The organism is Crossiella sp. SN42, from assembly GCF_023897065.1.
GTDB lineage: Bacteria > Actinomycetota > Actinomycetes > Mycobacteriales > Pseudonocardiaceae > Crossiella.
Genome location: NZ_JAMHIV010000003.1, coordinates 146,124 through 170,735 on the forward strand (window position 1 = coordinate 146,124; position 24,612 = coordinate 170,735).

At 69.8% G+C, this 24,612-nt stretch carries 20 protein-coding genes and 1 tRNA gene; 7 read left to right on the plus strand and 14 right to left on the minus strand.

Annotation, left to right across the window (positions count from 1 at the left end; genetic code table 11):
* Window positions 1-91: 91 nt before the first annotated feature.
* From M8C13_RS05450 to M8C13_RS05480, 7 genes are all read right to left on the minus strand, one after another.
* Entirely contained in the window at window positions 92-1,480 is a 1,389-nt protein-coding gene (locus tag M8C13_RS05450; protein ID WP_252479353.1) for a type IV secretory system conjugative DNA transfer family protein, read from the minus strand.
* An 18-nt stretch (window positions 1,481-1,498) separates the two neighbouring features.
* On the minus strand, window positions 1,499-2,683 hold the full coding sequence (locus M8C13_RS05455) for a hypothetical protein (RefSeq protein WP_252479354.1): 1,185 nt from the start codon (window positions 2,681-2,683) through the stop codon (window positions 1,499-1,501).
* Window positions 2,683-4,500, minus strand: a complete 1,818-nt coding sequence (locus tag M8C13_RS05460) for a VirB4 family type IV secretion system protein (protein ID WP_252479355.1) — start codon at window positions 4,498-4,500, stop codon at window positions 2,683-2,685. Before M8C13_RS05460 ends, M8C13_RS05455 begins: the two co-directional genes overlap by 1 nt.
* A gap of 5 nt (window positions 4,501-4,505) precedes the next feature.
* Window positions 4,506-5,492 (minus strand): PrgI family protein, encoded by a 987-nt coding sequence (locus M8C13_RS05465; protein ID WP_252479356.1) that lies wholly within the window; start codon window positions 5,490-5,492, stop codon window positions 4,506-4,508.
* 5 nt (window positions 5,493-5,497) lie between these two features.
* Entirely contained in the window at window positions 5,498-7,180 is a 1,683-nt protein-coding gene (locus M8C13_RS05470; RefSeq protein WP_252479357.1) for a hypothetical protein, read from the minus strand.
* A 263-nt stretch (window positions 7,181-7,443) separates the two neighbouring features.
* On the minus strand, window positions 7,444-7,803 hold the full coding sequence (locus M8C13_RS05475) for a hypothetical protein (protein WP_252479358.1): 360 nt from the start codon (window positions 7,801-7,803) through the stop codon (window positions 7,444-7,446).
* Between the two features lie 139 nt (window positions 7,804-7,942).
* On the minus strand, window positions 7,943-8,812 hold the full coding sequence (locus M8C13_RS05480; protein WP_252479359.1) for a hypothetical protein: 870 nt from the start codon (window positions 8,810-8,812) through the stop codon (window positions 7,943-7,945).
* 807 nt (window positions 8,813-9,619) lie between these two features.
* Here M8C13_RS05480 and M8C13_RS05485 point away from each other — a divergent pair.
* The 4 genes from M8C13_RS05485 (at window position 9,620) to M8C13_RS05500 (ending at window position 12,583) form a co-directional block, all read left to right on the plus strand.
* Entirely contained in the window at window positions 9,620-9,964 is a 345-nt protein-coding gene (locus M8C13_RS05485; RefSeq protein ID WP_252479360.1) for a hypothetical protein, read from the plus strand.
* Complete coding sequence (locus tag M8C13_RS05490) at window positions 9,961-10,908, plus strand: TRM11 family methyltransferase (RefSeq protein WP_374213026.1); 948 nt, start codon at window positions 9,961-9,963, stop codon at window positions 10,906-10,908. The genes M8C13_RS05485 and M8C13_RS05490 overlap by 4 nt, the downstream gene beginning before the upstream one ends.
* A gap of 392 nt (window positions 10,909-11,300) precedes the next feature.
* Window positions 11,301-11,534: a hypothetical protein gene (locus M8C13_RS05495; RefSeq protein ID WP_252479362.1), complete on the plus strand. Its 234-nt coding sequence runs from the start codon at window positions 11,301-11,303 to the stop codon at window positions 11,532-11,534.
* Window positions 11,534-12,583 carry a site-specific integrase gene (locus M8C13_RS05500; RefSeq protein ID WP_252479363.1) on the plus strand — a complete coding sequence of 350 codons (1,050 nt, stop codon included), beginning with the start codon at window positions 11,534-11,536 and terminating at the stop codon, window positions 12,581-12,583. The genes M8C13_RS05495 and M8C13_RS05500 overlap by 1 nt, the downstream gene beginning before the upstream one ends.
* Before the next feature lie 820 nt (window positions 12,584-13,403).
* Here M8C13_RS05500 and M8C13_RS05505 read toward each other — a convergent pair.
* The 6 genes from M8C13_RS05505 to M8C13_RS05530 all read right to left on the minus strand — a co-directional run bounded on the left by M8C13_RS05505 (window position 13,404) and on the right by M8C13_RS05530 (window position 18,376).
* Window positions 13,404-13,991 carry a hypothetical protein gene (locus M8C13_RS05505; RefSeq protein ID WP_252479364.1) on the minus strand — a complete coding sequence of 196 codons (588 nt, stop codon included), beginning with the start codon at window positions 13,989-13,991 and terminating at the stop codon, window positions 13,404-13,406.
* Between the two features lie 81 nt (window positions 13,992-14,072).
* Window positions 14,073-15,785, minus strand: coding sequence for a LytR C-terminal domain-containing protein (locus M8C13_RS05510; protein WP_256508619.1), 1,713 nt, complete (start codon window positions 15,783-15,785; stop codon window positions 14,073-14,075).
* A 5-nt stretch (window positions 15,786-15,790) separates the two neighbouring features.
* The gene (locus M8C13_RS05515) at window positions 15,791-16,828 is read right to left on the minus strand and encodes a site-specific integrase (protein ID WP_252479366.1); all 1,038 of its coding nucleotides are present in this window, start codon (window positions 16,826-16,828) and stop codon (window positions 15,791-15,793) included.
* Complete coding sequence (locus tag M8C13_RS05520; RefSeq protein ID WP_252479367.1) at window positions 16,825-17,706, minus strand: hypothetical protein; 882 nt, start codon at window positions 17,704-17,706, stop codon at window positions 16,825-16,827. The genes M8C13_RS05515 and M8C13_RS05520 overlap by 4 nt, the downstream gene beginning before the upstream one ends.
* Window positions 17,703-18,182 (minus strand): AbrB/MazE/SpoVT family DNA-binding domain-containing protein, encoded by a 480-nt coding sequence (locus M8C13_RS05525; RefSeq protein ID WP_252479368.1) that lies wholly within the window; start codon window positions 18,180-18,182, stop codon window positions 17,703-17,705. Before M8C13_RS05525 ends, M8C13_RS05520 begins: the two co-directional genes overlap by 4 nt.
* Window positions 18,183-18,290: 108 nt before the next feature.
* Window positions 18,291-18,376 (minus strand) — tRNA-Leu (locus M8C13_RS05530).
* A gap of 107 nt (window positions 18,377-18,483) precedes the next feature.
* Here M8C13_RS05530 and M8C13_RS05535 point away from each other — a divergent pair.
* Complete coding sequence (locus M8C13_RS05535) at window positions 18,484-19,815, plus strand: M20/M25/M40 family metallo-hydrolase (protein ID WP_252479369.1); 1,332 nt, start codon at window positions 18,484-18,486, stop codon at window positions 19,813-19,815.
* A gap of 18 nt (window positions 19,816-19,833) precedes the next feature.
* Here M8C13_RS05535 and M8C13_RS05540 read toward each other — a convergent pair whose 3' ends face one another.
* The gene (locus M8C13_RS05540) at window positions 19,834-20,460 is read right to left on the minus strand and encodes a TetR/AcrR family transcriptional regulator (RefSeq protein WP_252479370.1); all 627 of its coding nucleotides are present in this window, start codon (window positions 20,458-20,460) and stop codon (window positions 19,834-19,836) included.
* 93 nt (window positions 20,461-20,553) lie between these two features.
* Between M8C13_RS05540 and M8C13_RS05545 the strand changes: the two genes are divergently transcribed.
* Complete coding sequence (locus tag M8C13_RS05545; RefSeq protein ID WP_252479371.1) at window positions 20,554-21,864, plus strand: MFS transporter; 1,311 nt, start codon at window positions 20,554-20,556, stop codon at window positions 21,862-21,864.
* Window positions 21,865-21,957: 93 nt separating this feature from the next.
* Window positions 21,958-24,597, plus strand: a complete 2,640-nt coding sequence (locus M8C13_RS05550; protein WP_252479372.1) for a DUF4132 domain-containing protein — start codon at window positions 21,958-21,960, stop codon at window positions 24,595-24,597.
* The last annotated feature ends 15 nt before the right edge of the window (window positions 24,598-24,612 follow it).

Consider the following 24,612-nt stretch of genomic DNA (forward strand, 5'->3'; position numbering starts at 1 on the left):
CGGCGCCGGGCGCGGAGCCCGGCGCCGGGACACTCCGGCCGGGACGGTGGAGCGGGTGGGGTGGCTCATGGAGTGGGCTCCTTCCCGAGGACTAGAGGTCGGTGATCGGTCGGGCGGCTTGTTCGCCCGGGGTGGGGAGGGCGCGGCGGCGGCGCGCGAGGTTCTGCTGCCGGAGGGCACGCGGCAGTCCGGCGCGGCGGGCGGCGCGGCGAAGCTGGTCGGCGCGGCCGGGGATGACGGGTGGGGGTGGTTGGGTGCGCAGGGTGAAGCCGGAGGTGTTGGTGTTGGCTACGACCAGGCGGCAGGCGGCCTGGTAGGCATCCAGGGTGTGCAGGTCCAGCGCGGACAGGTGCGGGCCGACGTGCGGGGCGAAGTGGCGGGCGTCTTCGGGGGAGACGCCGAGCAGGATCTTGTTGCGGGCGTTGGCTGACAGGGCGGTGCGCAGTACGGTGGTGAGCTGGTCGAGGTGTTGGTGGGCCAGGACCCAGGAGACGTGGTAACCGCGGGACTCGGTCAGCGCATCGTCCAAGGGTGTGGGCAGGTGCAGGTAGTTCTGGCATTCGTCCACCAGCACCGTGGCATCCCGGCGGTGGGGTTCGGGTTGGCCGGCGCGGGCGGTGGTGGCCTGCCACAGCGAGGACAGCAGCAGGGAGCCGACCAGGCGGGAGGTGTCCTCGCCGAGCTCACCCTTGGGTAGCCGGGCGAGGAGGATGCCGCCGTCGAGGATGTCGGCGGGGTGGAAGGAACTCGTTGCGGTGCCGAAGAGGTCGGCGACGAACCGGCGGGTGGTTACCGCGCGGAGTTTGGAGAGCACCGGGCCCATCGCGGCGGCCGCGGCGGCGGGGGTGAGTTGGTCGAAGGCGTGCCAGAACGCGCCGATCCCGGCGGGGTCTTCGGCGCGCACGGCGGCGGTGGCCTGGCGGCGGTAGGCGGTGTTGGTCAGCAAGAGGGGGATGTCGGCGAGGGTGGCGCCGGACTGGCGGGTCAGGGTGAGGGCCGCGGCCCGGAGGGTGTCTTCCACGCGGGGGCCCCACCAGGCGTGGTAGAGCCGGTGCAGGGTGGAGACGAGCTGATCGGCCACGGTCTCCCCGCCGAGGCCGGCAGGGTCGAGGACGTTGAGGCTGGGCGGGGCTTCGGTCTCATCCGGGTCGATGAGCACCAGGCGCTCGCCGGCTTCGGCGGGCATCCGGTCGAGCAGGTCGCGGATGAGGTCGCCGCGGGGTTCGATGACGGCCAGGCCGCGTCCGGCGTGGATGTCGGCCAGGGCCAGGTTGAGCAGCAGGGTGGTTTTCCCGGCGCCGGTTTCCCCGCAGATGTGCAGGTGGTAACGGGCATCCGGCACCCGCAGCACCACGGGCCGCGCCGGACCGGCATCGGCGTGACCGAGGAGTTTCGTTGCCTGCCTGCGCCGATCCTCGGGCGGGGTGAGGGTGAGCCGCCGCGGTCCGGCGGGCGCACCAGCATCGTGGTGTGCGGGCATCGCGGACGTCCTTTCCGGTCAGGGGCCGGTGTCGGGGTGGTCGAAGACCTCCGGCGGTGCGGGTACGGCGCGGGCCCGCCCCCCGGCCAGAGCCGGGTTGCGCACCGGCAGATGCGCCAACGCGGCGACCTCGGTGGTGGAGAGCAGCGCACCGCGGCGCAACCGCCGCCGGGCCAAGGCCGTGACTGGGTGGCGGAGGCGGTGGCGGGCCAGGGCGTTGCGGCCGGCCAGCACCGCGAACATCGCGAAGACCCCATCGGCCAGCCCCCGCACCCGCGCGCGGCCCGCAGCACCGGTGCTGGTGGTGGCTGTGGCGTAGCGCAGGGCGACTTCCCACTGCGGCAACACCGCTTTCGCCCGGATCTCGCGAAGTTCCTCCGCCCGCTGCGGATCTGTGGTCCGGGTGCTGGGGGAGTGGGATGAACGGGCCGGGGTGCGGCTGCCGGTGATCAGGTCCAGCAGTTCCCGCGCCAGCTCGGCCGGCAGCGCGCTCACCCCGGATCGCGTGGTGGGGTGGCCGTGGTGCAGGCGGTAGACCGTGCGCCGGTACCACTGCAGCCGCCGCCCGACACCAGGGCGGAGCAGCACTTGGACCACGGCCTGTTCTCCTGGCTGCAGCGAGGTGGCCAGGGACTGCAAGGCCCGCACCGGGTCGGCATCCTCGCGGGCGTCGGCGACGTGCAGCGGGAAGTGCTCCGGGCGTTCCAGCCGCACCGTCCCGCCGGTGACGGTGTGCCCGGGTGGGATCGGGGTGTTGGTGGCGGGGATGAGCAGGGTCCCGGGCCAGGCGGCCCGCACGGCCGCCTCGACCCGGCCGGGCGGGATCGGTCCGGGGATCCACAGCCGCACCGTGACCCGCTGCGCGGTCAGCTGGTACTCCAGGGCCAGCGCGGGGTAGTCGTACAACCGGCGCCGCCAGGCCGGGGGTGCGGTCCCGGTCAGGTCCCGCCAGAACCGTCGCCCGCCAGACAGCGCGGCCGCCAAGTCCAGATCTGCCGGGGGGAGCAACTCCACCAGCCGCGCCCCGGTCGGCCACCGTCGCCGCGCCCGATGCCGCAGCAGCACCAGCAGGATCACCATGGCGGCCAACAGGATTCCCACGCTCGCGGCGGCCCCGAGTGCATGCTGCTGCCACCACAGGGCCAGGCCGGTTGCGACCTGATCCCACCACGCGCCCATCGACGGGAACTCCGCACTGTTCATCACGGTTGCCCTCCCGGGTCGGCCCAGTCGAGGTCGTCGTCCTCGTCGAGGAGTTCGGCCGGGTCGGTGGTGATCAGCGGGGTCTCTTCGGCGGAGGCGACCACGCTGAAGGCGACCCGGCTGGTCCCGGACAGCAGCAGCGCTTCACCGGGGCCCGCGGCCAGGAGGTGGTCGCGTTCGCCGTCGGAGAGGCCGAACGCCTCGGTGATCGCCTCGATCGCTTGGGGTGCTTGGCGGAGCAGGACCTGGGTGGCGGAGTTGGCGGCGATGGCTTGGCCGAGGTCGGTGGCCAGGAGGTCGGCGGGGTCCTGGGAGACGAAGGCCAGCCCGGCCCAGAGCTTGCGGGCGGATTTGGCCATGCGGAACAGGAACCTCGCTCCGGCGGGTTGCTGCATGAGCTGCCACGCCTCATCCACGATCACCAGCCGCCGCCTGCGGGCGCGGGGGTTGAGGACCTGGCGCCAGATCGCATCCAGCGCGAGGAGGGTGCCGACGGGTTTGAGTTCCTCGGGCAGGTCCCGCAGCGAGATCGCCACCAGGTGCCCGGTGGGGCGGTGGGTGGTGGGGCCGTTGAACAGCCCGGCGTAGGCGCCGGTGACAAACGGTGCCAGCCGGGCGGCCAGCTCGTGGGCGACCGGGTCGGGGTCGGCGGTCAGGATCTGGGTGAGGTGGCCAAGTTGCGGGGTGGGTCGGGTCCAGGTGCGGGGGTCGGTGGTGATGCCCACCGAGGTGTAGGCGGCGGTGACGGCGCGGTCGAGGACGGCGCGTTCGGCAGAGGTGAGCGTGGCGTCGAGGAGAACGGCGAGGAAGGCGTGCAGGAACAGGCTGCGCCGGGTGAGCGCATCGCGCATGTGCTGGGCGCCATCGGGCAGGTCGAAGGGGTTGAGCCGGATCCCGGGCGCGCCCAGGGGCAGGTAGGTGCCGCCTACTGCCTGGCATAGGCGCCGGTATTCGTGTTCGGGGTCGATGACGAACACCTGCACCCCGCGCGCATCTTCGGGGTCGGTGTCGCGGTGGTCGTAGAGGCTGCGGAGGGCTTCGAGCTTGGTGAAGAAGGACTTGCCCGCTCCGCTGCGGGCCAGGGTGGTGCTGTTGTAGTTGTCCTGGCTCCACCGGTCCCACACCACCAGCCCGGTGCTGGTGGCATTGAGCCCGTAGAGGATCCCGGTCGGTGTGGCGGTGGGTGCGGGATCGACTGGGAGGTCGGGGCTGGTGAAGGGGAAGGCGGTGGCCAGGGCGAGGGTGTCCAGGGTGCGGCGCATCTTCAGCCGGTCGGTGCCCATCGGCAGGGTGGACACCCAGCCCTGCAGGGCGCGGAAGCTGGTGGGCTGGGTCTTGAGCAGCAGCGAGCGGCACAGCGCCCGGACTTCGGCGACCTCGGCCGCCAACTCCTCCCCGGTGGCGGCGTGCACGGTCAGGTACAGGCCGACTTTGAACAGGCGGGTGTAGCCGCGCGCCAGGGCTTGGGAGAGCTCGCGCACGTCCTCGGCAGCGGCCTTGAGGTCCGGGTCGAGGGCGTCGGCGTGCTGAGCGCGATCGGAGGAGCCCAGCCGCCCGCGCTGCTTGCGCAAATGGTCGGCGGCGATCTCGGGGTCGACCGGGTCGATGTGCAGGGCCACGTCCAGACGCCCGGGGTAGCAGAGCAGGGGTTCCAGCCATCCGGCGCCGACCTCGGCCGGGTAACCGGTGACCACCACCGTCGCAGCGAACCCCTCACCCAGCCGCAGGTGCCGCGGGGAGACCTCGACGGCCTCGGGTCCGGCCTGTACCTGCTGTCCGCTGTGGCCGGAGGTGTTGCGGGAGAACAGTTTCCGCATGGTGTTCATCTCCGGTCTAGGTCGGGTTCGGGGGCCAGCGCGGTTGGGCTGGCGGTGACGGTGCCGCTGGCGAAGGCTGCACCGCCGGGATCGGCGGGTTCGCCGTGGGGGTCGGCGGCGGTGGCGAGGACGCGCTGGACGTCGGCGCCGTCGAGCGGGCGCACGAGGACTTCGGCGGAGGCCAGCAGTTGCCGGGCCAAGGCGGCCTGGCGCAGCACCGCCTGCCCCGCCCCGCCACGACCGCCGCCGGGGGCGGTCAAGATCAGCAGGATCTGGCGGCGCAGCAGATCCCGGGAAGCGCCCAGCTCGGCCAGGAAGTCGGCGTGGGCGTGACAGGCCTCCTCCAGGGCCGGGTGGGGCAGGCTGGGCGCGATCTCGCGCAACGCGGCGATGCTCGGGTCGAGGTTGAGGCGTTCGGCGCGCACCACGATCTGGGCTGGGCCGGTCAGGGAGTGCAGCCAGCTGGCGAAGCCGAGGATGAGGACGCGTTGTTCGCCTGGGGTGCGCAGCCCGAAGTTCACCCCCGAGCAGGCGCACTGCACCACCTGGCCATCCCGGCCCAGATCCAGGACCCCTTCGGGGCTGATCGCGGTGATCGGCAGCCGCAGCGGCGCCGGTAGCGCTCCGGCCCGAGCGTGCACCCAGCTCGGTGCGTCTGGCACGGTGCGGCCGGGAACCGCATCGGCGGGGACCAGACGGCGTGGGGCGAGGTGATGCCGCAGCACCGACAGCAGCACCTGATCAAAACCCCGGCCGTGCCGCTTGCCGACCACAGCCACGATGGCCACGCCGGTGACCGGGACCGCGACGGTGAGGAACACCCCGATCGGCACCAACTCAGCGGTCAGCTCATACAGCCCCCACAGTCCGGCCGCGACCGCGCCGAGCACGGCCAGTTGGCGGGCGGTGAGCCCGAAGGCGATCCGGTCCGGGCGGTCGATGTCAGCCGGGACCGCGGCGGTCATCGGCACCTCGTGCTGGCGGCGTGCCATCGTGCTCACTCCTTCGTTGCGCTCGGGTCGCGCCGCCGGATGCGCCGACGCCGCGTGGAGGCGGTCCCGTCGGCGGGCTGGACCTGCACGCTGGGCGTGCTGGTGGACAGGCGCGCGGGTTCGGCGGAGATCCGCGCCGGGGTGTAAGCCGCCGGATCCGGTGGCGGTGCCGGCCGCGGAGGTTGCGTGCGGGAGATCCGCGGGGGCGTCGCCGAGATCCGGGCCGGGGTGTAGGCGGCCGGGTTCGGCGCAGCGGTGACCGGCGTGGACGCCACTGGGGTGCGGGCTCGGGTGGGTGGGACGGTGGAGGTCCGCGGCGGCGTCACGGCGGTCGGCCGTGGCGTCCGCGCCGTCGGTGTCGGGGGAGCAGAGATCCGTGCGGGCTGCACCGCACCGGCCACCGGCGTGGTGGACAGGCGGGCGGGGGTGGTCGAGGCCCGGGGTGGTGTTGCGCCGATGCGCACGGCCGGGGAGGTAACGCGCCTGGTGGCCGGTGGCGGGGTCGCGTGTGCCTTCGGCGCGGTGTAGGACCGGATGGCTTGTGCGCGGGCTCGTTCCCCAGCGGTGCGGATCCGCGCTTGCGCTTGGGCCAGGCGCTGTTGGGCCTTCGCGGGGGTCGGCTTGGCCACGAACTGCGGCGCCAACTGCCCCGCCGGAACCGTCGCGGCCACCGCGCGGGCAGTGCCTTGCCGCGCCGCACCCGCCACCGCCCCGGCGAACCGCCCGCCCCGACCCGCGCCGCCCGCCACCGCGGTGCGGGCGCCTTTGCCCAGGCCGAGCAGGCCCAGGGTCTTGGCGGCGATCGCGTACTTCACCAGCGAGGTCAGCATCCCGCCCCGACCGACCCAGACCTGCTGGAACGCCCAGAACGGGATCTTGATCTCGATGTAGAGCAGCACCAGGAACACCAGGAAGGTCATGACGCCGGTGCCGATGCCGATCCAGCCCGGGGTGGGATCGGCGGTGGCGAAAAACGACCGCAACGCCAGGATGAGCACCAGGGCCTGGGCGATCTGGACCGACAGCAAGGCGATCATCGCCTTCCACCACAACCGCGCCAGCCCCTCGGTATGCGGCAAGGCGTGCGCGGACAACGCCAGGGGCGCGGCGACGACGAGGACCGCGGTCAGGGCGATGCGCACGATCCAGATCAGCAGCAGGATCACGATCAGCACGATCAGCACCACCGCCAGCAGCAGCACGAAGATCCCCGCGGTCTGCAGCTGGCCCACGATGTGGGTGTTGAGCTGCCCGACCAGGCTCGCCGGGCCGGTGCCCTCCCCGAGAATCGCCGCCGAGAGGGCGTTGGCCATCGTGATGGCCTGGCCGACGATGGTCAGGCTGAGGTTGCTGGCCAGGAACCCGATCACCAGCCGCGGCGCGAGTTCCTTGACCGCATATCGGGTTTGCAGGGTTTCGTGGGCCATCAGGATCAGGCCGGAGGCGGTGGCCAGCAGCACGTAGAAGGCGTTGGCGATGTGCCGGGCCCACTCCCACAACTCAGCGATGCGGGGCATCCCGGCCAGCTCCGGGGTGGACAGCACCGTGCTGCCCAGCAGATCCAGCAAGGCTTGCAGGCCGGTGTGCACCAGGTCGCGGAACCACTCGTTGATCGCGCGCCCGACCTGCTCGACCATCCCGAACCCGGACAACCCGCCCCAGATCGACGGATCCAACGGCGACGGCACCGGCGGCGACGTCGGGGCAGGGCTCGGGGAGGCGGGGGTGGAGCTGGGTGGTGGGGACGTGTTCGGTGGTGGGGCGGTGGGCAAGATCGGTACCGGTGTCGGCTCGGTCGGCTCCGCCCACGCGCTCCGGCCTCCGGCACCGGCGAGCAGCAGGGCCAGGACAAGCCCGGCCAGCGCGACCACGAGTCCGAGCACGGCTAGCGGCCAGTGCGGTCCCGGTCGTGGCCGCCGGTGCGGATCTGGGAGTGCGGTGGCCGGCATGGCTAGCTCACCACCGACTGCAGGATCTTGACGATCAACTGCGCGATGGCCGTGCCGATGAAGCCGATCCCGGCGTTGCGGATCGACTTCTTCGCCCGCGCGACCTCGCCTTCCTCCCCGTCGGAGGTGATGTAGCGGAGGAACCCGATGGTGATGAACAGCCCGACAAGCGCACCACCCAGCACGAGCAGGGCCAGGCGGATCCGTTCGATTACCTGGTTGAGGTCAGTGGGAGGAGCCGCCAGCGCGGGCACCGCCGTGCTGAGGACGACGAACACCACGGCGGCGGCTACGGCTACGCAGCGCGACAGCCACCGCCGCGCCCGCCGTGGCTGGGCGGTCGCCTTCGGGTGAGCGTGCATGGCGCTGACCCCTTTCCGCGCACAGCGCGTCGCGACGGACCTGGAAGCGGGGAAACGCACGCCGGAACCCACACGACAACGCAGCCCGGGGTGGGAAGCGTGAGTCGGAGACTGGCGGGCATTCCGCCCCCGCTGCTGTCTAAAGCGCACGGTCGACGCCGGATTCACACCGGTTGGCCGGCGATTCTGTATCGGAGCCCCCGGTGAGGTAGGCGACGAGTCGCTGTTCGGCCTTTTCTCGCAGGTAGCAAATCTGACGGTAGGTCAGCCCGAACCGAGGTGCGAGGTCACGCAGCTTCTGTCCTTCCAAGCGGGTGGCTCCGATAATGGTGGCTTCCCGCAGGGTGAGAATTCCGTCCCGGATCGCTGCGGCCAGCACGAGATCGGGGTGCCGGGCCGGTGCGGTCGGCATTGCCGCATCCCGCCACGGAACCATCCGCGTCTGCCCGTCCCATTCTTTGGCGCGCAGCCTCGCGCCGGCGCGCTGGGCGGCCCAGATCAGCCGGGCGGCGAGGTTGCCGGCATCCGGGTCGATGGTCTTGAGCCGGTCGCAGAACCCGGCCAGCACCTCGGCGTCGAGGTCATCGACCTCGCCGGTGTAGCCGAAGGCCAGGTGCCCGGCTGCGGCCCGCAACCCCGGCAGGGCCATGCCCACCGCACCCACCACCCACGCCGGTTTGGAGGTCTGGGCGTTGCGCACCAGGTGCGCCCAGGTGGTCTCGCGCAGTGCGTGGGTGGCGTCGGGGGAGAGCAGGATCTCGCGCAGTTCGATCAGCGGCACCGGCCGCTCGGGCAGACCGCAGCCGAGCTCGTCGCCCTCAACGGCCAACGGAAGCGGCCCGGCGCACAGCAACTGAAACGCCTGCTCAGCGGCATCCAGCACCGACAGCGAGGCCCAGGTCGCGCCCACGCCCACCGGGCGTGGGCCAGCTGTCTGGGTCGCGGTTGCGGTGTCCTGTGGGCTCTTGCTGGTGGTGGTTCGGCGGCGGCGGGGGTGGTGCGCGGCCATGTCGGCGCCCCTTTCGGCGGCGGCCACCGCAGCGCGGCGGCCGGTCGGCGGTGATGACGCCCTCCAGCCAGCGCGCCCGGCCTGACACCGCCCACACACCACGATCTTGTGAGCCCCGCACAGCGATCTGTCAGCCACCCGTGCACGAGGTGCTGATCTTGTGAGACATCGCCCCGACCAGTGGTGTCAGCCCACCTGCCCGGCCCAGGCAACCCAGGCCACGGACCCGAAAACTTAATTCGCCGCGAATCACGCTCTAAGCGCGGTGTGACCGCGATGCGTTCAGTCACCGCGCAACCGACTCGCCTCTCATCAGCCCGCCCGGCGTCGCCAGCATCGACAGGCTGCTGCGAATTTCTGCCCGGGATGTGAATCCGCCCAATTCCATCCGCTTTAGGTAGGCGTCGGAACAAGTAGTTGGCCAGGAGGTGAATTCGCGCCATGACCGTAACCAGCTCGCGAACTCAAAGCGGCTTGCGAAGCAGAACATGCGGATCTGTCCCACGTTCAACCGTGCCCCTGGCTGTCTGGCTCTGCGATCTCGGCGCAGAAGAAAACAGCGGCCTACCACGTCTCATAGAGTCGGTTTCCCGAGCCACAATCGCCCGGATTGCCGACGAATACTCCCAGTCCGCAGATACCGTCGTAGTCACCGGTCAAGACGCCGCACGCATTGCGGCGGTCGTCGACACCTCTGGGCACCGGCACACCGTGGTCGCCCCGGAACACGCCACGACCATGGGCAGCCGTCCCGTCGATTCTGCGGTCACCAACCAAACCAACCCGAACTCGCGGCGCCGGTGGCCGTTGCCACCGATCGCCCCACACAGCGCCGGGCTCGTCCTGGCCGTCGAACTCCCACTGCCCCGCATCACTCCCAGCAGGCAGCCCTACACCGACTGGGTGTCCTGGCTGCAGCCCGGTGGGGTGCTGGCCGTGCTTACAGCAAGCCCGAGCGGTGCCGGCCGGTTCGTCAACTCCGCTGGCCTGGTCATCGCCGCGGCCACCGCGGCCGGGTTCACCTACCGCCAGCACATCATCACCGTCCCCGCCCGCCCGGACACGAACGCACAAGCGGTCAGCGACCCGGTGCAGGTGCCTGCCCACCACGACCTGCTGCTGTTCACCGCCGACCACGGAGGCATCCGGTGACTCACTCCCACCGCGCGCCCACACTGCGCGCAGACCGCGCGCAGTTGGAGCAGCTACCGGTGTCCGTATGGCCGACCGCGCAACAAGTCGCCGGCACTCAACGCCAGGGCCGCTATGTGCCTGGCAGCGTCGCGCACCCGGCCAAGATGCTGCCTGCAATCGCTCGCCACGCCATCGCCACCTTCACCAGCCCCGGCGACTTCGTCGGCGATCCGATGTGCGGCATCGGCACCACCCTCGTCGAAGCCGTCCACGCCGGCCGGCACGCCGTGGGCGTGGAGTATGAACCACGCTGGGCCGAGCTGGCCCAGGCCAACCTCGCCCTCGCCGCGCAACTCGGCGCCACGGGCACCGGCCACATCCACCAGGGCGATGCCCGCCACACCCTGCCCCAGCTCGCCGAGCACTACCCCGCCCAGCTCTCGCTACTACTTACCTCCCCGCCCTACGGGCCATCAACCCACGGGCACATCCGCCATGACCGCGGCCACGGCGTGCAAAAGTTCGATCACGTCTACGGCCACGACCGCAACAACCTCGCCCACCGCAGCTTGCCACAGCTGCTCGACGCCTTCACCGAGATCCTCCGCGCCGCGCTGCCGCTGCTGCGACCCGGCGGCATCGTGGCGATCACCACCCGCCCCTTCCGGCACAACGGCGAACTCCTGGACTTCCCGTCATTGACCTTGCAGGCCGCAGTCGCCGCCGGACTCCAACCGGTACAGAGGTGCGTGGCCCTGTTGGCCGGGATACGGGACAGGCACCTGGTACCCCGCTCGTCGTTCTTCCAACTCGACTACGTCCGCAAACTCCGCGCCCGCGGCATCCCGGTCTCGGTGATCGCGCATGAGGACGTCCTCATCCTGCAAGCACCGACCTCCGGCGCACCGCTCACGCAGGGCGGAGTGGCTTGCCCGCTGACGTCACCGCGGCGGCGGCGATGAACCTGCCGGTCCAGTCCACACTCGAGTACCCGGCGCCTCTGCCACGCAGCGCGGGAGGCCTCTGCACGACCTCCGGCGCATCCTCCGGCTCCGACGACACAGCAGGCGGGCCGATGGCTGCTCACCGCCAGAACCCTGGGGGGCCGGAGGCTCTGCCTGCCACGGTGGGGCAGCCGTCGATCGGAGGCCAGCTGGTCTCGGCGGTGACCGGGCGCGCTGCACGCGGTCGCGCGCACCAGCCGGGGCTGCCTGTTGCGCCCCTGATCACGCCACCGCGAATCCGGGCGCCGTGGTGCACCGTTACGAGCATCGACGCGCGCGGGCGGCTCGCTGACCGCTCCCCGCTGTGCCGGTTGGGCTGGCTGCCGGAGTCCACGGTCTCCCTCACGGTGGTGCGCGGTCTCGTGATCGTGGTGATCCTGCGACCCGGGACCACCACCGCGGTCACCCGCCAAGGCCACCTGCGGCTGCCCGCCGCGATCCGGCGCGCCTGCCACCTGGCCACCGGTGCCCGACTGCTCGTAGCGGCCTACCCCGACCTCGGCCTGCTGGCCGTCTACACCCCGGCCGCGTTCGGGGCGATGCTGCTGGCCTACCACACCGCCCTGCACACCGGGGCGGACTGATGCAGCACGACGACATCGAGACCGCCCGCCTGCTGCTGGCCCGCCTGGGCGTCAGCGCCGAACAACTCCTCACCGAACCCACCACCGCGGCACCGGTCCCGCTGTTCCGGGAGTATCTGCCACGCATCGCCAGCGCCGTCCCGGCCGGCACCCGCCGCGCCTATCAGCCCTACTGGCACCGGATCATCACCGCTTGGGGCGAGCGACGCGTGGACGAGCCAACCCCGCTGGAGATCAAACAACTCGCCGAGCAGACCAAGGCTAACGCCGTGGCCCGTCGCAACTCCCGAGGCGGCCGCAGCGCCGCCGAACACCTCATCGGCGCCCTGCGCTGCGTCTACCGCCACGCCGTCAACGACGGCCTGATCTCCGAAGGCAACAACCCCGCCCTGCGCGTGCCCAAACCCCGCCGACTGGCCAGCACCCGCCGCGCCCTCCCCGCCGCCCGGCTCGCCGAGATCAACGAGGTTGCCGCCACCACCGGCAACGACCCCGAACTCGACACGCTGATCCTGCGCCTGCACACCGAGACCGCCTGCCGCCGCGGCGGCGCCCTGGACCTGCGCCCTCAAGACCTCGATGAGACGCAGTGCCTGATCTACCTGCGGGAGAAAGGTGAGACCGCGCGCTGGCAACCGGTCTCCCCGACCTTGATGACCCACCTGCTCCGGCACGCCCAAGACCGCGGCGCCCCGCCGGAGGGACGCCTGCTCCGCTACCTCAACGGCCAGCCGATCACCGCCCGCCGCTACGACCACCTCTGGCAACGCCTGGGCCGGCACCTGCCCTCGGTGGCCACCCAGCAGGTCAGCACCCACTGGCTGCGGCACACCACCCTCACCTACGTCGAACGCCACTTCGGCTACGGCGTGGCCAGGGCGTTCGCCGGGCACGAGGGCAAGAGCGACGCGGGCACCACCACGACCTACATCCGCGCCGAACTCGAAGAAGTCGCCGCCGCCCTGGCCAGGCTGACCGGCGAACCCCACCCACTGGCCACGGTGTCAGGGGAGCGAGCCCGGAACTGGTCCGTGTCAGCGGGCCCCTAACCGCGACAGTGCCCACTACCACGGGGAAGATAGTGACGTGCCGTGGTCGGAGCTGGAGTGGCTAACCTCGGAACAGGGCCTGTTCCACCTCGGCTCGCTCTCCATTGTGGCGCTACAGGAGCGTAGGGATGCACGGACCTGCAGCGGGCCAGAACGGATCTCGGTTTCAGGCTGTCGTGAGCATTGACCACTGGCAAGATCCGTCGTTCGATGTTCTTGTTATTGCGACGAGCGGGCGCTTCACGTCCGATGCTGTTTCTTGGATTGAGCGACACAATTCTCGTGGTCGAAGGCCGAATATCGAGGTATGGAACGATGCTCGGTTGGAGTTTTTGTTGAACGACCGTTCCCATCTCATTCGGAGCTATGAGTTGCGCTAGTTTCGACGGCGAGTGACCAAGCTGTCATTCCGGTGCGGTCCTGGCCTCGGAGTTGGCTGGCATTCGCCTACTTGGCCGCTTGTGTCTGCTGTCCCAGGCTTTGCAGCTTCGTTCGGAAGTGGGCCGAAGAGCATCGATAACAATGTGCTACACCGGAACCGAGGTCCTGCTGTGCGTCCAGGTCGCGGGTTAAGGAGTCCACAGCGCACAGTGGCGAGAACCGAGTAGTCACCCACGCTCAGCAGTGTGACCCGCAGGCTGGGACGACGACCTTGCAAAGCGGACGGTGCTAGCCGTCGCTGGTGAAATCTGTTGTCGCCTGTGTTTATGCCACCTGCTCTCGGTGAATTCAACATCGTTTATCTATAGTGTTGAAGTTGCGGATATGAAAGAAGGGGAAGTATTTAGAGCAAGTGTGACGGTAGAGGTAGGTATTGAATTCAAGAGCTCGCTCTGGGACCGTCTTCCTCAGGGCTATCTTCTCCGTCGGCTTCTCGTTTCGAGTAGATGTCGTAGTCAGGTTGAATGGGGTGTATATGGACACCACCGTAAATAGTTCCTGCTTGCACGTTACCGCTCCCCTGCGGTGCGGCTATAGTATTCTGAGTGGTGCCGACCTTGATGTCGGGAGAGTGGATCAGATCCTGAATTTCTCGAATCAGTGCAGCGGGGTCAAGACTACGGCGCACGTCGATGATCACCTGCTGGCCCTCGGGCGTGCTTACCGTGATCACTACGTCAGACCGCTGGTGGGCCAGCCACGTCAACACGGACTGCGCCAGAAGTGAACCCGCTCCAATTGAGGCCACTGCCACAGTCAGAACATCCAGGACACCGCCCATTTCCCCTGGTTTGACTGACCTCGTGCGTAGTGCTAGACGCCCCCGAAGATCGTCTTCATTGCCTAGCCAGGTGTAGAGGTCGAGCAACTGGTCGCCCGCACGAGCGCTCGCAGCTGTGAGCCACAACTCGGGGAGCGTCGGCCGGAAAGGATCGGGACCATGCCTGTCCGACTGAATAGGGTTCATCGTGCCAGCCTTGCTCTGGAATGGGATAGTCAGCTGAAGCGGGAGCGGTCGGACTGGTGGTAGATGTTCACCACGGTCGGGTCAGCTAGGCGATGGAAAGTCCCTCGTGACAATTAGAATTAGACCTGGCTTCGCCTCCTTGAGGCCATCAAATCGCGGTTCAGCGCGAATTTTGAAGCGTCGGGCGAGGAGCTTCGCGGCAGCGTCTTCGGTGGTGCCGGTGCGATAATAGACGGTACTTGTAGGTATAATGCCGGCGGAATAGTTCCCGCCATTCTCGACGGTCCATCCGTCGTCTTTAAGATAATCTGCCGCTTGTTGATTTAGATTTTTGATGTTGGAATTATTGTAGACGTTCACTTGCACTGATCGGATAAGCTCGATATCAGCTGCTGCCGGAGGCGATTTAACGATGGTAGTCCTCGTGGTGGTGGTCGGTATTGTGCTGGATGCTGTTGAAAGATTGGAGGAGGTAGTCGTCGTTGATGAACTTGCGGCTTGTGGGGATCCTGTAATGCTCACTGGTGGCAAGCCTTGGGCGATCAGAAATCCTCCGATGCTCACTGTAATGAGGATCAGCAGTACCGCAATTTCCCGTCCCAATCTCTTGTGGGGTAACGACTGAGTGAAGCGGTGAAATGCTGGCTCAATCTCCGCAAGTGATGTTTGTACGGGCGCGGTGTGGGTCGGCTTTGGAAGGTGGGGGTACCGAGAGAAGCCTTCGAGGGTGGCGGGAGGAGCGAATGCTCGATTTCGGGCCAGGGCCAGGAGGTCTGTGGTGCCACTCCCAAGTCGTTGTGGCAGTGGATAGCCCTGAGCGGTCATGAGCCGTCGCAGGTGACGATAGATGTCACCCAGGGCCAACAGTGGAGGACCGTCAGTCAAGCCGCGCGTGAGCAGATCGAGGAGTGCACCCGTGAACACGGTGTAGGTGGCGCCGAGCGGAGCTAGGGCCAGTCCGTTAGCAGGGGCTGAGGTCAGGGTGTAGGTGCCCGTAATTTCGATCTGCCCCAAGACCACATCGGAGGCTGTCGTCATGAACTCGTAGACAGCGCGGCCGCTGTAACAGCAGTCGAGGATGAGCACCCGATTGGTTGCCCGACTGCTGAGAAAAAGCTCGCGTACTAGGTCAAATCCCAGGGCGCTGATGCGGAGATCGGAGTGATCAGTCTCTGCCAGTGCCAGGTGGAGTTCGTGCCGGGTGGTTCCAAGTAGACCGTGCCCGGCAAAGTAGACCAGGAAAGTATCTTCAGCTCGGTCCGCGTGTTCCCGGAGGACTCGGTGGACATCACGAACTTCACCTGGGTCATGAACAATCGCGCAGTGCCCGGGAGCGAACCCACCCACCTCGGGGTCGGTCAACACCTCGGCTAGCGAAGTAAGGTTGTTGCTGACCGCAGGCAGGTCCGGGAGTTGGCTGGACTCGTAGGTGCTCACCCCGATCAAGACGGCGTATGAGCGTTCGGGATCAGGCAACCGCTCCACACATGATCCTTCGGTCAAGCTGACACGGCCGGTAGGCCACTGGCTGAGACGGCAGTTTCTCACTGGTGGTGTGCGGACGCCGCAGGAACCCCGAAAGTCCACGACACTGGCCAGCAGAAGGCTGGATCTTGATCTCCCGCGAAGGGCGCCAGGCTGGCGCGCGAGGTCTGATGACCAATTGATCGCAATCGCGTTGTCGCAGAGTCGTGCTGATGTCTGGAGAAGTGGGCGGAGGCATCGACAGCTGTACAACCCCGCACCATATTGAGATGGGTGAGTCCGCTGGTATGAGCCGACGGGCTCACCCATCTGGGCTAGGCGACCAGGGCTAGGGGATGCTGTTCTCCAGTCAACGTCGACAGTGCGGCGGCGATTTCGTGGAGCTGGCCCCGGATGTAGGTCGTGGTAGACCCGGTGTCACCCGCTTCGTCGGTGTGGCCGGCGAAGGCGTGCGCGATGCCGTAGCCGAAGGTCCGCTCCACCCAGGTCAACGTGGTGTGCCGCAGCCAGTGAATGGAGACCTGCTGGGCCGCCGCCCACGGCAGGTGCTTGCCGATCCGGGTCCACAGGTGGTCGTAGCGGCGCCGGGTGATCGGGCGGCCGCTGGTATAGCGCAGCAGTTGGCCGTCCTTGGGCGCTCCGCGTTGCTGGGCGTGCCGGATCAGGGCGCGCATCAGAGTGGGTGAGACCGGTTGCCAGCGGGCGGTTTCACCTTTCTCCCGCAGGTAGATCAGGCACTGGGTCTCATCCAGGTCTTGGGGGCGTAGGGCCAGGGCTCCGCTGCGGCGGCAGGCGGTCTCGGTGTGCAGGCGGAGTAGGAGGGTGTCGAGTTCGGGGTCGTTGCCGGTGGTGGCGGCGATGTGGTTGATCTCGGCGAGGCGGTCGTTGGCCACCGCGCACCGGGTCGAGGGCAGCCGCCGGGGCTTGGGCACCTTCAGTGCCGGGTTGCTGCCGGTGGGGATGAGGCCGTCGGTTTCGGCGTGCCGGAACAGGCAGCGCAGGGCGGCGATGAGGTGTTCGGCGGCGCTGCGCCCGCCGCGGGAGTTGCGCCGCACCAGCGCCGTAGCCCGGATTTCTTGGGCGAGCAGTTCGATCTCGGTGGGGGTCGGTTCGTCCAGGCGACGGTGACCCCAGCGGGTGAGGATGCGGTTCCAGTAGGTGCCGTAGTTGCGGCGGGTGCCCTCGCCGACAGCGTCGGTGATCTTCGGGATGTACTCGGCGAAGGTTGGGACCGGTGGCCGGTTCTCGGGGGCGTTGGCCAGGTCGGTCACCGAGATGCCCAGGCTGGTCAGCAGCACGCGGGCAGCATCCAGTTTGGCTGCGTCCGTGACGGCCGTGGTGGCGGCGTTCATGACCGCACCTCCCCGGTGGCAGTGGCGTTCACGAGTTCAGCGCGGGCACCGTTCACCGCTGGCGTGGTGAACGCGATCGGGTGCGGCGCGGGCTCGGAGAGGAGGGTGGCCGCGAGCCGGGAAGACAGGCCGCGGGAGCAGTCGGTGACCTCGCGGACCCAGGCTGGGGTGACCACCGTGTCGGGGGTGCGTTCACGACGGGCGGTGGTGAGGTAGTCGTCGAAGCTGATGCGGGCCGTGCCGCACTTCTGCCGACCACCAGCGCTTCTGGTGGAGCGAGTGTGTTCATGAACGGTACGGGCGGGGTGTTCATGAACGGCTGCGGTGGTGTTGGTGGCGGTGCTGCTGCTGTCGTTCACCGGCGGCGTGGCGGTGTTCATGAACGGTGTGACCGGGGTGTCGGTGAACGGTGCGGAGGTCGGGGCGGTGCAGGCGTTCAGGCTGGCTTGGGTGAGTTTGTCGTTGAGGTCGGTCAGGGCCTCGGCGGCGAGGAAGACCACCAGCGGGGGCACTGAGTGCAGCAGCACCGGTCCCCAGGAGTTCCCGGCCCAGGCGGTCCAGGTGTTCATGGCGTAGGTCGCGGCCAGCGTCGCCCACTTCGCACGCCGGACCCAGGGGCCTACGGCGACTTGGTGGCGGGCGGTGATCTGCTCGGCGCGCAGGATCGCGATCAGCACCAGCGACACCATGGGGTCCAGGAGCCAGGCCGCCCACCAGACCAGCGTGAACGCGGGGGCTCCCACGGCGGCGAAGTCGTGGACATTGATCATGGTGAACAGCAGTCCGAGCACGATCCCGGTCCACAGCAGCGCATCGACTTGGCGCCGGATGCGCTCGACGGTTTCTACGACGATCGCGAGGTTGGGGTGGGGGTTCATCGGTGCTCACCGCCCAGTTCGTCGGCGCGTTGGGCAAGCAGCTCATCCAGCCCGGCGGGCGGGATCAGCGTCAGCCGACCGAGCGGCGGGTCGGCGGCCAGCAAGAGCCGGTCGCCGGCTGCCAGGCCGCAGGCGCGGCGCAGGGTGGCCGGGAGCCAGAGATCGCCCTGGTTGCGGATCGCGAACTGCCCGGCCTCGTGCGCGGTGAGCACCAGGAGGTTGCGGGCGGTGCGCACGGCCAGCCGGGTGCCTGCTGACCAGCCGAGTGCGGTGAGGATGGCGCGGTCGAGGATGCGGCCGTTGCAGTCGATCGCGGACAGCCGGTACAGGGTGGTGGCGGTGCGGGCTGGTGGGCTGGCTACGGTGGCCAGCGGCAGCTTACGACCGGCAGTGCCCTGGGGGCCCGGAGTTGGACGGCCGGAGCGTCCTGGGACGACGGTGGGCGGGATGAGCGGTGCGATGAGGCTGCCGGTCATGACGACCACCGCCACAAGCAGTGCGATGGGGTGTCGCCAGAAGTCGCGGCGGGGTGTTCAAGCGTGCTTGAACACGACAACGTCAGATGTAGCAGGGACGCTACGTGGTGGTGTCCGAGGGGGGACTTGAACCCCCACCCCCTTTCGGGGACTAGCACCTCAAGCTAGCGCGTCTGCCATTCCGCCACCCGGACTTGGCGGTCTCCCGCCAGGCAGGTGAAGGTTAGCTGATCAACTGGGCCGGTTCCAAATCGGATGGCTGGGGCGGGTCAAGTGGCCGTTCCGGTGATAGAAAGGCCTGGTGAGCGAGCAGCGGGTAGGGAGTCAGCGGGTCGCTGAGGACGAGGTGGTGCGCCTCGCCAGTGAGCTGATCCGGATCGACAGCACCAACACCGGGGATCCGGACACGCTGGTGGGGGAGCGGGCGGCCGCGGAGTACGTGGCGGAGCAGTTGGCTGAGGTGGGGTTCGAGACCACCTACGTCGAGTCGGGTGCTCGGGGGCGCGGGAACGTGGTCGCGCGGCTGGCGGGGGCGGACTCCAGCCGGGGGGCGTTGCTGGTGCACGGGCATCTGGACGTGGTGCCGGCTGATGCTTCCGAGTGGTCCGTGCATCCGTTCTCGGGGGCGGTGCAGGACGGGTATGTGTGGGGGCGTGGGGCCGTTGACATGAAGGACATGGTCGCGATGACCCTGGCCACGGCGCGGCGGTTGAAGCGGGACGGGGTGGTGCCGCCTCGGGACATCGTGTTCGCCTTCCTCGCTGATGAGGAGGCCGGGGGGCTCCAGGGGGCGCAGTGGCTGGTTGATCACAAGCCGGAGTTGTTCGAGGGGGTCACCGAGGCGATCGGGGAGGTTGGCGGGTTCTCGATCACGGTGAAGGACGGGGTTCGCGCGTACCTGATCGAGACCGCGGAGAAGGGCATCGCCTGGATGCGGTTGCGGGTCCGGGCGCGGGCCGGGCACGGGTCGATGGTGCACGAGGACAACGCGGTGACGAAGCTGGCCGAGGCGGTCGCGCGGCTGGGGCGGCACCGGTTCCCGCTGGTCATGACCGACTCGGTGCGGGAGTTCCTGGCCGGGATCAGCGAGCTGACCGGACTGGAGTTCCCGGAGGACGACCTGGACGGGACCGTGGCGAAGCTGGGCAACATGGCCCGGATGATCGGCGCCACCCTGCGGGACACCGCCAACCCCACCATGCTCGACGCCGGGTACAAGGCCAACGTCATTCCCAGCACGGCGGAGGCGACCGTGGACTGCCGGATCCTGCCCGGGCGGCAGGAGGCCTTCGAGCGGGAGCTGGACGCGGTGCTCGGGCCGGATGTGGAACGCGAGTGGATCGCGAGCCTGCCTGCGGTGGAGACGACCTTCGACGGGAGGTTGGTGGACACCATGTCCGCCTCGATCCTGGCCGAGGACCCCGGCGCGAAGCTGGTGCCCTACATGCTCTCCGGGGGCACCGACGCGAAGGCGTTCAGCCGGCTGGGCATTCGCTGCTTCGGGTTCGCGCCGCTGCGGCTGCCCGCGGACCTGGACTTCTCCGCGCTCTTCCACGGTGTGGACGAGCGGGTGCCGGTGGACGCGCTGCAGTTCGGCACCCGGGTGCTGGACCGGTTCCTGCGCGACTGCTGATCGGAACGGCGGCGTTCCTCAGCTGCTGAGGATGGCCACGGCGAGGTCGGTGAGGTGCTCGGCCAGGGGCTCCGGCGGGTCGGTCAGGCCCCTGGTCAGCCAGTCGATGACGATCTCGCTGATGCCGGCCACCGTGGCCAGCAGCAGGCGGTCGTGCCGCAGCCGGTCCCTAGGCCTGCCCGTGGCCCTGCGGACCAGGCGGCCCAGCAGTTCGGCGTCCCGGTGCAGGGCGGCGCGGCGGCGCAGCTCCATCCGCGGTGCGTTGAGGTAGATGACCCTGGCCCGCTCCGGGTGCGCCAGCAGGCTGCGCACCAGGGTGGTCATCATGGGGTGCAGCAGCTCGGTCAGGTTCGCCGGTGCCTTCGGGGCGGCGGCGGTGACCGCGGCGAGCAGCCAGTCGTTCTGCTCGCGGTGCACCGTGCGCAGCAGCTCCTGGCGGTCGGCGAAGTACTCGTAGAAGTACCGCTTGGACACCTTGGCCTGCGCGCACACCTCGGCCACGGTCACCTCGTCGTACTCGCGCGCGGCGAAGAGCCGGACCGCCGCGGCCACCAGCCGCTCCCGCCGGTCGGCTGCCCGCTCCCGGCGGGACCGGCCGGCGTAGGTCTCGCCCCTGCGGAGCGCCACTTCTACCTGGTTGGCCACTTTTCGCCCTTACCTGTCAGCCCCTCCATGACCTAGGTTAGGCCTCCCCACGCAGTGTGGAACGACGACGTTCCCGATGCACCTGGAGGAGCCATGGCGGTTGACCAGACCCGCAGGGTGAGCAGTCCCGCCGGAATCCTCAGTCTGCTGTTCGCGGCCAACCTGCTCAACTTCTACGACCGGACCATCCCGGCCATCGTGGTCGAGCCGCTCAAGCTCGAGTTCGCCCTGACCGACACCCACATCGGCCTGCTCAGCGGCGCGTTCACCGTGGTCTACGCGGTCTTCGGGGTGCCACTGGGCAGGCTGGCCGACCGCACCTCCCGCCGGACCATCCTGGTCACCGGCCTGCTCGCGTGGAGCCTGCTGACCGCGGCCACCGGCCTGGTCGGCGGCTTCATCAGCCTGCTGGTGGTGCGGATGCTGGTCGGCGTCGGCGAGGCCAGCTTCGCTCCGGCCGCCAACTCCATGCTGGCCGACCTCTACCCGGCCGGACGCCGCGCCCGCGCCACCTCGCTGCTCCAGCTCGGCCTGCCCTTCGGCCTGGTGCTGGCCTTCTTCACCATCGGACCGATCACCGAGGCCTCCGGCAGCTGGCGCACCGCGTTCTACATCGCCGCGGTGCCCGGCCTGTTCGTCGCGGCGCTGATGATGTTCATCCGCGAGCCGGCCCGCGGCGCCATGGAGACCGTCGCGCCGCCGCCGGGCGTGCTCGGCCACGCCTTCCGCCGGGTGCTGCGGATCCGCACGCTGTGGTGGCTGATCGTCGCCGGGATCGGCTCGCAGGTCGCCTCCTACTCGGTGGCCACCTTCAGCGTGCCGTTGTTCCAGCGCTACTTCGGAACCAGCCTGGCCACCGGCGGCATGCTCACCGGCGTGGTGATCGGGGTGACCGGACTGGCCGGGCTGATCCTGGGCGGCCGGATCGCCGACCGGGCCAGCCACCACTCACCGGCCGGGCGGGTCTACACCGGCGCGATCGCCCTGCTGCTGGCCGCGCCGCTGACCTTCGCCGCGCTCTCCCTCGGCCCGGACTCGGTCGGCTGGTTCGTGCTGCTGTTCTCCGCGGGCTGGCTGTTGCAGTACCTGTACTTCACCTCCGTCTACCCGGCGCTGGCCGACGTGGTCGAGCCCCGGCTGCGGGCGACCGCGGTGTCGGTGTTCTTCGCCGCCTTCTACCTGCTGGGCGGGTTCGCCGGGCCGGTGATCGCCGGTGCGCTGTCCGACCGGTTCGCCGCGGCGGCGGTCGGCCTGAGCCCGGCGCGGGCCGCGGCCGAGGGACTGAGCCAGAGCCTGCTGATCGTCATCCCGCTGGGGCTGCTGCTGACCTCGATCGGGCTGTTCGGCGCGGCGCGGAAGGTGACCGCGGACAACGCGCGGATGAAGGCCGAGGCCGGGAAGTAACGGGCGTCAGCAGCGGCGGCGAACGTTGTCGGTGCCTGCCCCTAGTGTTCTCCGCAGCTGGAATCAGGTTGCGACAAGGGGGAACGAACGCACATGGGGGAGATCGTGGCGGACCGCGAGCAGGCATGGGCGGTTCCGGAGAGCTGGCGCGAGTACATGCACCCCCGGCGGGGGACCGGCCCCGTGCCGGCGGTGGCGGTGGACCCGGTGCGGGTCGCCTCCGCGCGCAAGCGGATCGAGGAGCTGGCCGGGGACCTCGCGGTGGTGCTGGCACCCGTGCGGTGCGAGCCGCGCCTGGCCGCGGCGGCCCAGGCGTACCTGCGCGGCGAACCGGACGCGCTGGGCGCGGCGGCGGTCGCGGAGATCGCCGCCTACCGCGGCGCCTCGTGGCGGGAAGCCGACGGCCTGGTCGCCTTCGCCGACCTGTGGGCGGAGCAGCACGGCGTGGCCTTCGCGGCCCGCGCGACCAGCGAGCTGACCGATCTCCAGTGCCGGACCACCTCCGTGGAGCCGGAAGGCTGCTCGCTGAAGGTCGGCGAGGACGAGACCTTCGAGTGGGGCTGGGAGGGCCACGGGATCGCGATCCGGGTGCGCGCGCTGCTGGCCGCCGCGACCGAGCCCGAGTACCTGGCCGCGGTCGAGGCGCTGGCCGGGCTCCAGGGCAACGAACGCCGACGGTTGTGCGCCGCCTACCTGGCCCCGACCCGCCGGGACTGGGTGGACCGGCTCTGCGTCGAGCTGAGCGCCGGGGCGGAACTGGTCGCCGCCGAGCTGCTGCTCTGCGCGGTGGACTCCGTCGACCAGCTCCGCCTGCTCGCCGGACACGAGGACGTCCTGCCGAGAGGGCTGGCCCAATCGGACGTGCTGCGCACCGCGGTCGAGGCGGTGGGACCGCCGATCGCGCCGTTCCTCGGGCGTGTGCTTGACGGCGACGACCTGGCCGCCTACCAGCGCGAGTTCGTCCTCGGGGTGCTGGGCCTGCTGCCCACCGACGAGGCGTTCGAGGTGTTGCTGGCCAGGCTGGGGCGGAAGCTCGTCGGCGGCGCCCTGCTGGCGGTGATGGAGCGGTACCCGGTGCGCGCGCTGCGCCTGCTGACCAAGGCCGCGGCCGAGCGGCCGGGTCCCACGCTGGTCGCGGTGCTGGCGAGGATGCAGGCGGTGACCAAACCCGAGCTCGCGGCGGAACTGCCCGCGGAGCTGCGGGCGGTGGTCGAGGAGGTCCAGCGTGGCCGGATCGCCGACGCACCGGAGGCGGAGCTGCCCCCGGAACTCGTCAGTCCACAGTGGACGAAGGCTCCGAAGGTCGGCGACTGGGCGGATCCTGTTGTGCTGCCCCAGGTTCTGCTGCGCGACCGGCAGCACGCGCTGTCCGCCGCGGCCGCCCGGCACCTGATCTCGATGCTCGCGCTGAGCAGTCCCGAAGCGGAGCACCCCGGACTCGACCCGGTCCGGCAGGCCTGCGATCCGGACTCCCTGGCCGAGTTCGCCTGGGCGCTGTTCCAGCGCTGGCGGATCGCGGACGCCCCGGCGCGCGACGGCTGGGCGCTGACCGCGCTGGGCAGCCTCGGCGACGACGAGACGGTGCGCAGGCTGGCCCCGGTGGTCCGCGCCTGGCCGGGGGAGGGCGGGCACGCGCGGGCGGTGACCGGGCTGACCGTGCTGGCCATGATCGGCACCGACGTGGCGCTGGCGCACCTGCACTCGATCTCGCAGCGGGTGAAGTTCAAGGCGTTGCGCGAGCGGGCGGTGGAGAAGATCGCGGCGGTGGCCGAGGGCCTCGGGCTGAGTTCGGACGAGCTGGCCGACCGCCTGGTGCCCGACCTCGGCCTTGACCAGCACGGCACGCTGACCCTCGACTACGGCACCCGCACCTTCACCGTGGGCTTCGACGAGCAGCTCAAACCGTTCGTGCTCGACGCCGGCGGCAAGCGGCTCAAGGACCTGCCCAAGCCCGGCGTGCGCGACGACGCGGAGCTGGCTCCGTTGGCGCACAAGCGATTCGGCGCGTTGAAGAAGGACGTGCGCACCATCGCCGCGGACCAGATCGTGCGGCTGGAACGGGCGATGACCGGCCAGCGTCGTTGGCGCGCCGAGGAGTTCCACTCCCTGCTGGCCGGGCATCCGCTGCTCTGGCACCTGGTGCGGCGGCTGGTCTGGCTGGTGGAGCGGGACGGTCTCGTGATCGGCACCTTCCGGCTGACCGAGGACCGCACGCTGGCCGACGCCGCCGACGATCCGTTCACCCTGCCCGAGGACGCCAAGGTCGGCATCGCGCACCCGGTGGAGATCCCCGGCCGGCTCGCGCAGTGGGCGGAGGTCTTCGCCGGCCACGAGATCGTGCAGCCGTTCCCGCAGCTGGGCAGGCCGGTGCACACGCTGACCGACGAAGAGCGCGGCGGCGACCTGCTCGCCCGGTTCCACGGCGTGGTCGCGCCGGTGGGCAAGGTGCTCGGGCTCCAGCGCCGGGGCTGGGTCAGGGCGGCGGCGCAGGACAACGGCTGGGAGCCGTGGATCTCCCGCCCGGTGCCCGGCGGGGCCGTGGTGATGAACCTGGACCCCGGCATCACGGTCGGGATGATCGACATGGACCCGGAGCACCGGATCGAGACCGTGTGGCTCGGCGACGAACCCGACTGGAGCTACCTCAAGGGGAGGAGCGCGCGGACCTTCGCCGAGCTGGACCCGGTGACCGCCTCCGAGGTGCTGGCCGAACTGACCGAGCTCACCACGTGACCGGCCGGATGTGCG